The sequence below is a fragment of the Micromonospora sp. DT227 genome (assembly GCF_049841835.1).
Taxonomy (GTDB): domain Bacteria; phylum Actinomycetota; class Actinomycetes; order Mycobacteriales; family Micromonosporaceae; genus Micromonospora.
Map to the genome: position 1 here is coordinate 274344 of NZ_JBNCLA010000010.1, position 6556 is coordinate 280899.

A 6556-nucleotide genomic window follows, 5' to 3' on the forward strand; every position below is an offset into this window, starting at 1 on the left:
ACAGCGCGCGGCGGGGGCGGCGCGGGGCGACGGGGTGCGGGGCGGGGGCGGGGCGGGGGCGGGGCTGGAGGGGTGGGTCAGGGGCGGGGGGTGGCGAGCGCGTCGACCAGGCGTCGGCAGGAGCCGGCCAGGTTCCAGCGCTGCGCCAGGTCGAGCAGCCGGTCCGGGTCGGCCGGGGACGTCGGCAGCGCCGGGTCCAGCTCGGGCAGCGGCACGTCGGTGGCGACGCGGACCACCTTGGGCGCCGCGGCCAGGTAGTCGCGGGCGGCGTCGAGCTTGCCGCGCAGGCCCGGCGCGAAGCCGGAACCGGGATCGTCGAGCGCGGCCAGGATGCCGTCGAGGCCGCCGTAGCGCTCGATCAACCGGGCGGCGGTCTTCTCGCCCACCCCGGGAACGCCCGGCAGGCCGTCGCTCGGGTCGCCGCGCAGCGCGGCGAAGTCGGCGTACCGGTTGGCGGGCACGCCGTAGCGGGCCCGCACCGCGGCGTCGTCGCAGTCGTCGAGCTTGGCCACGCCCCGCCCGACGTAGAGCAGGCGCGTCGGGTGGTCGTCGTCGACGAGCTGGAACAGGTCGCGGTCGCCGGAGACCACCTCGACCGGCCCCGGCTGGGTCACCGAGAGCGTGCCCAGCACGTCGTCGGCCTCGTAGCCGGTCGCGCCGACCGCCGGGACGCCGAGCGCGTCGAGCACCTCGAGGATCATCGGCACCTGCGGGGAGAGCGTGTCCGGTACGACCTCGCCGCCCTGCGGCGCGACCCGGTGCGCCTTGTACGACGGCAGCAGCTCCACCCGCCAGGCCGGCCGCCAGTCGTGGTCCAGCGTGCAGATCATCCGGTCCGGCCGGCGGGTGCGCACCAGTTGGGCGAGCATGTCGAGGAAGCCGCGCACGGCGTTGACCGGCTGGCCGTCGCCCGTCTTCGCGGCCGACTCGGGAATGCCGAAGTAGGCGCGGAAGTAGAGGCTGGGGGAGTCGATCAGCAGGATCGGGGGTCGGTGTGCCACGCCGACCAGGGTGGCACAGCCCACCGACGAGGTGGGGGACGCACCCGTGCGCCTGGAAACGGGCGGCCCGGCGAGCGCCGGTGCGCGCAGACTGGCCCGGTGAGCTTCGTACCCGGTCTGATCCTGGCCCGTCGGTTCCACGACGAGGTGGTGGCCCCGCTGCTGGCCCGCCGACTGCCCGGCCTGCGGTACGCCGCCGGCCTGCTCGACGGCGGCTCCGAGCTGTTCGGCCTCGACACGCCCCGCTCCACCGACCACGACTGGGGTCCGCGTACCCAGGTGTTCGTGGCGGACTCGGCGCGGGTGCCCGAGGTGCGTGCGGTGCTCGACGCGGAGCTGCCGGGGGAGTTCCTCGGCTGGCCGGCCCGGTTCGCCGGTGGCCCGACGGTCCGGCTCGGGGTGGTCCGGGCGGACGGTGACCGGCACGGGGTGAGCGTCGACGAGCTCGGGGCGTGGTTGCGGGACCGGCTGGGTGTCGATCCGCGGGCCGGCCTGACGGCGGCGGACTGGCTGGCCACGCCGACGCAGCGGCTCGCCGAGCTGACCGGGGGCGCGGTGTTCCACGACGGGCTGGACGGGGCGCTCACCGCCGTCCGCGCGCGGTTGGCGTGGTACCCGGACGACGTGTGGCGGCACGTGCTGCTGGCCGGCTGGCAGCGGGTGGCGCAGGCCGAGCACCTGGCCGGCCGGTGCGCCGAGGTCGGCGACGACCTGGGCAGCCGGATCGTCGTCGCCGGGCTGGCCCGCGACCTGATGCGCCTCGGCCTGGTGCTGCACCGCCGCTGGCCGCCGTACCCGAAGTGGCTCGGCACGGTCTTCGCCGGCCTGCCGGCGGCGGCGCCGGTCCGGGACGCGCTGGCGGTCGCGCTCGGGCCCGGCGACTGGCCGGCCCGGCAGGCCGGTCTGGTGCGGGCCCTGGAGACGGTGGCGGCCTGGACCAACGACGCCGGGCTGGCCGCGCCCGTGGACCCGACCGCCCGTCCGTTCCACGACCGACCGTTCCTGGTGCTGCACGCGGGTCGGTTCGTCGAGGCGTTGCGCGCGGCGATCGACGACCCGGACCTGCGCGACCGGCCACCGGTCGGCGCGGTGGACCAGTACGTCGACAACGTCGACGTGCTCACCCACCCGGACCGGGTCCGGCGGGTCGCGGCGGCGGCGACCGCGACCGGGTGAGGCGCGACCAGTTTGCTTTGTTCCGGACTTTTCACAAGGTGCGAAAAAAGCAGCGGAAGCCGCTGCGGGGAATTGACATGCGCCACTGCGTGCGGGGATGGTCCACCGCACGGGCGGCCACCCTGGCACGCCCGTGCCCGTTCCCCGCACTCCACCCGTCCCGGAGCTGCCCATGTCACCCCTTCCGCCCGTCCGCCGCCGACCGGTCCGCCGGCTGCTCGCCGCGCTGGCCGCGCTGCTCGCCGCCGGAGCGCTGACCGCCCCGGCGGGGCCGGCCCGCGCCGCCGACCCGCTGCTGTCCCAGGGCCGACCCACCACCGCCTCCTCGACCGAGAACGCCGGCACCCCGGCGTCCAACGCCACCGACGGCAACACCGGCACCCGCTGGTCCAGCGCGTTCGCCGATCCCCAGTGGATCCAGGTCGACCTCGGCGCGACCGCCACCGTCTCCCGGGTCAGCCTGACCTGGGAGGGGGCGTACGCGCGGGCCTACCAGGTGCAGACCTCCACCGACGGCGCCACCTGGACCACCGTGTTCAGCACCACGAACGGCGACGGCGGCACCGACGACCTGACCGTCAACGGCACCGGCCGCTACGTGCGGGTGTACGGCACCGCGCGAGCCACCGCCTACGGCTACTCGCTCTGGGAGTTCCAGGTCTACGGCACCACCGGCGGCGGCAGCGGCTGCGACACCGCGACGAACGCGGCCCAGGGCCGGCCGGCCACCGCCTCGTCGACCGAGAACGCCGGCACCCCCGCCTCGGCGGCGGTCGACGGCGATCCGGGCACCCGCTGGGCCAGCGCCGCCGCCGACCCGCAGTGGCTCCGCGTCGACCTGGGCAGCGTGCGCACCGTCTGCCGGGTGGTGCTCACCTGGGAGGCCGCGTACGCGCGGGCGTACCAGATCCAGACCTCGACCGACGGCACCACCTGGACCTCGGTCTACGGCACCACCAGCGGCGACGGCGGCACCGACGCGGTGACCGTCAGCGGCACCGGCCGCTACCTGCGGGTGTACGGCACGGCGCGGGCCACCGGCTACGGCTACTCGCTCTGGGAACTCGCCGTCAACACCACCGGCGGCGGCACCGTGCCCGGCGGCGGGCCGCTCGGGCCCAACGTGCTCACGTTCGACCCGTCGATGTCCGCCACCACCATCCAGACCCAGCTCGACGCCGTCTTCCGCACCCAGGAGTCGAACCAGTTCGGCACCGAGCGGTACGCGCTGCTGTTCAAGCCGGGCGACTACTCCGGCATCAACGCGCAGATCGGCTTCTACACCTCGATCATGGGGCTCGGCCGGAACCCCGGGGACGTGCGCATCCACGGCGACGTCACGGTGGATGCCGGCTGGTTCGGCGGCAACGCCACCCAGAACTTCTGGCGCTCGGCGTCGAACATGCAGGTCTTCCCGTCCGCCGGGTTCACCCGCTGGGCGGTGTCGCAGGCCGCGCCGTTCCGCCGGATGGACATCCAGGGCGACCTGAACCTGGCCCCGAACGGCTACGGCTGGGCCAGCGGCGGCTACATCGCGGACAGCCGGGTGACCGGCGTGGTCCAGCCGTACTCCCAGCAGCAGTGGTACACCCGGGACAGCAACGTGGGCGGGTACCTCAACGCGGTCTGGAACGTGACCAACTCCGGCGTGGTCGGCGCGCCCGCGACCAGCTTCCCGAACCCGCCGTACACCACGCTGGCGCAGACCCCGGTCAGCCGCGACGTGCCCTACCTCTACCTCGACAGCGGCGGCGCCTACCAGGTGTTCGTGCCGTCCACCCGGACCAACGCGGTCGGCGCGTCCTGGCTGGGCGGCGCCACGCCCGGCACGTCGATCCCGCTGAGCCAGTTCTACGTGGCGAAGCCCGGTGACTCGGCGGCCACCATCAACACCGCGCTGGCCCAGGGGCTGAACCTGCTGTTCACGCCCGGCGTCTACGCCGTCGACCGGAGCATCGCGGTCAACCGGCCCGGCACGGTCGTGCTCGGCATCGGCTACCCGACGCTGGTGCCGCAGAACGGCGTGGTGCCGATGACGGTCGCCGACGTCGACGGGGTCCGGCTCGCCGGGCTGCTGTTCGACGCCGGCGCGGTGAACTCGCCGGTGCTGTTGCAGGTCGGTCCCGCCGGCTCGGCGGCCCGGCACACCGCCGACCCCACCTCCGTGCAGGACGTGTTCTTCCGCATCGGCGGCGCGCACGCCGGAAAGGCGACCACCAGCCTGGTGGTCAACCAGGACGACGCGCTGATCGACCACATCTGGGCCTGGCGGGGCGACCACGGCACCGGCATCGGCTGGACCGTGAACACCGCCGACACCGGCCTGATCGTCAACGGCGACAACGTCACCGCGCTCGGGCTCTTCGTCGAGCACTACCAGAAGCACGAGGTGATCTGGAACGGCGAGAACGGGCGCACCATCTTCTTCCAGAACGAGCTGCCGTACGACCCGCCGAACGCCGCCGCCTGGACGAACGGTTCCCGGGTCGGGTACGCGGCGTTCAAGGTCGCCGACGCGGTCACCTCGTTCGAGGGCTGGGGGATGGGCAGCTACTGCTACTTCAACGTGGACCCGACCATCGCCGCCTACCACGCCTTCGAGGCCCCGACCCGGGCCGGTGTGCGGTTCCACGACCTGCTCACCGTCTCGCTCGGCGGCAACGGGTCGATCACCCACGTCATCAACGACACCGGCGGCCCGGCACAGGGCACGAACACCGTGCCGGTCAACGTGGTCAGCTACCCCTGACCGGGCCCGGGGCGGCCGGCACGCGCCGGCCGCCCCTCCGGCTCGGGGACTCCGGCCGCCGCCGGCTCAGCGCGTCCGGGCGGGGGCCGGATCGGGCGTCGCGGCGGGCTCGCCGGGCGCGTCGGGCCCGACCGGGGCGAGCGAGAGCGCCCGCGCGGCGGCGAAGCCGACCAGCGGGCGGTAGATCCGGACCGAGTCGGCGAGCGCCGAGAAGTGCGATCCCGAGTTGCCGGCGTGGTAGCGGGTGGCGATGTCGACCTGTTCGATCGGCAACCCGGCCCGGACGGCGTCCAGCAGCACGTTCATCTCGTACTCGAAGCGGTCGCCGGGGACCGTGGTGAGCCGGTGCAGCAGCCCGGCCGGGTAGGCGCGCAGCCCGGTCTGGGTGTCCCGCACGTCCCGGCCGGTGGCCAGCCGGAACACGGCCCGGGTCGCGGCGTTGCCGAACCGGCTGCGGGCCGGGACCTCGCCGTCGAACCGGCGCACCCCCAGCGTCTGGGCGCCGGTGTCGCGCATCCGGTCGACCACCCGGACCACATCGGAGACTTGGTGCTGGCCGTCGGCGTCCACACAGACCACGTCCTCGTCCGGGCGGTGCGTCAGGGCGTACCGGAAGCCGGTGCGCAGCACCACGCCCTTGCCCCGGTTGACCCGGCGGCGCAGCACGGTCGCGCCCCGGGCGTGGGCGTCGGCGAGCACCGCGGCGGCGTCCGGGCCGCTGCCGTCGTCGACGACCAGCACGGACGCCCCGGGCAACGCGGCGGTCAGGTCGGTGACGAGCGGCGGCAGCCGGTCACCCGGCCGGTACACCGGCACCAGCACGATCACGGAACCTCCCGGGGTGGCGTCGTCCGCCGGCGCGGCCCGCCGGGTGGATCGACGAGCGTTCTACCCCGCGCGTCGGGCCGCGAATCCCCGCGTGCCGAGCAGCCGTTCCACGCGGTGGGCGGCGCGGGTCAGCCCACGTTCGCGGCGCAACAGCGCCTCCGGGGTACGCAGGCCCAGATAGCCGATCCGGCAGGCCACCCGGGCCGCCCGTTCACGTCCGGCCGGCACCGCGTCCGGCCCGGTCACCGGCACGTCCAGCAACTGCGCGCCGCGCAGCTGGAGCGCCCGCGCGGCGAGCAGCCGGATGCGGGGCAGGTGCCACGGGTGGGAGACCAGCCCGAGCGGGTGGGCGGGGGTGAACCCGGCCGCGCCGAGCAGTCCGTCCTGGACGGTGAGCGCGAGGTTCTGCAACGTGGTGCGGGAGCGTGTCTCGGCGTCCAGCCGGGCGTACGCGTCGAGGCCGGCGTCGCGGGCGAGCGCCCGCATCAGCTCACCCTCGCGGCAGTCCGCCGGCGGGTCCGGCGCCCCGGCCGGCCCGTGCGGCCAGCCACCGGTGAACACCACCCGGGCGTCGGGCGCGGCCCGGAACTCGGCCGCGTGGGCACGGACGTACGCGACGGCGGCCCGGGTGCGGGCGACACCCTCGGCGGTGAGCCGGTAACCGTGGTCGTCGGCCACCACTCCCCGGCCGAAGACCAGCAGCACGGTCGCGGTCGGCGTCATGTGCTCACGCTACGGCCCGGGTGGGGGCGGGGGGGGGGGGGGGGGGGGGGGGGGGGGGGGGGGGGGCGCCGCCCCCCCC

Annotated in this window: 5 protein-coding genes; 2 read left to right on the forward strand and 3 right to left on the reverse strand. The window is 75.3% G+C overall.

Features of this window, described 5'->3' with window-relative positions; translation table 11 throughout:
- Nucleotides 1-77: 77 nt before the first annotated feature.
- Nucleotides 78-1001, reverse strand: coding sequence for a 5'-3' exonuclease (locus tag ACLQ2W_RS28790; RefSeq protein WP_425790346.1), 924 nt, complete (start codon nt 999-1001; stop codon nt 78-80).
- A gap of 99 nt (nt 1002-1100) precedes the next feature.
- On the opposite strand from ACLQ2W_RS28790, the gene ACLQ2W_RS28795 reads away from it, so the two are divergent.
- Both ACLQ2W_RS28795 and ACLQ2W_RS28800 read left to right on the forward strand, forming a co-directional pair.
- A complete protein-coding gene (locus ACLQ2W_RS28795) occupies nt 1101-2177 on the forward strand; it encodes a DUF4037 domain-containing protein (RefSeq protein WP_425790348.1) in 1077 nt (358 codons plus the stop codon).
- 172 nt (nt 2178-2349) lie between these two features.
- The gene (locus ACLQ2W_RS28800) at nt 2350-4926 is read left to right on the forward strand and encodes a discoidin domain-containing protein (protein ID WP_425790350.1); all 2577 of its coding nucleotides are present in this window, start codon (nt 2350-2352) and stop codon (nt 4924-4926) included.
- A gap of 66 nt (nt 4927-4992) precedes the next feature.
- On the opposite strand, the gene ACLQ2W_RS28805 is transcribed toward ACLQ2W_RS28800, so the two are convergent.
- Together ACLQ2W_RS28805 and ACLQ2W_RS28810 are read right to left on the reverse strand one after the other, a co-directional pair.
- Nucleotides 4993-5754, reverse strand: coding sequence for a glycosyltransferase family 2 protein (locus tag ACLQ2W_RS28805; RefSeq protein WP_425790352.1), 762 nt, complete (start codon nt 5752-5754; stop codon nt 4993-4995).
- Between the two features lie 60 nt (nt 5755-5814).
- Complete coding sequence (locus ACLQ2W_RS28810; protein ID WP_425790354.1) at nt 5815-6477, reverse strand: YdcF family protein; 663 nt, start codon at nt 6475-6477, stop codon at nt 5815-5817.
- Nucleotides 6478-6556 lie beyond the last annotated feature (79 nt).

Excerpts from the sequence above, each read along its gene's own strand:
- ACLQ2W_RS28800 (WP_425790350.1), top strand. The coding sequence starts at position 2,350 with ATGTCACCCCTTCCGCCCGTCCGCCGCCGACCGGTCCGCCGGCTGCTC.
- ACLQ2W_RS28810 (WP_425790354.1), bottom strand. The coding sequence starts at position 6,477 with ATGACGCCGACCGCGACCGTGCTGCTGGTCTTCGGCCGGGGAGTGGTG.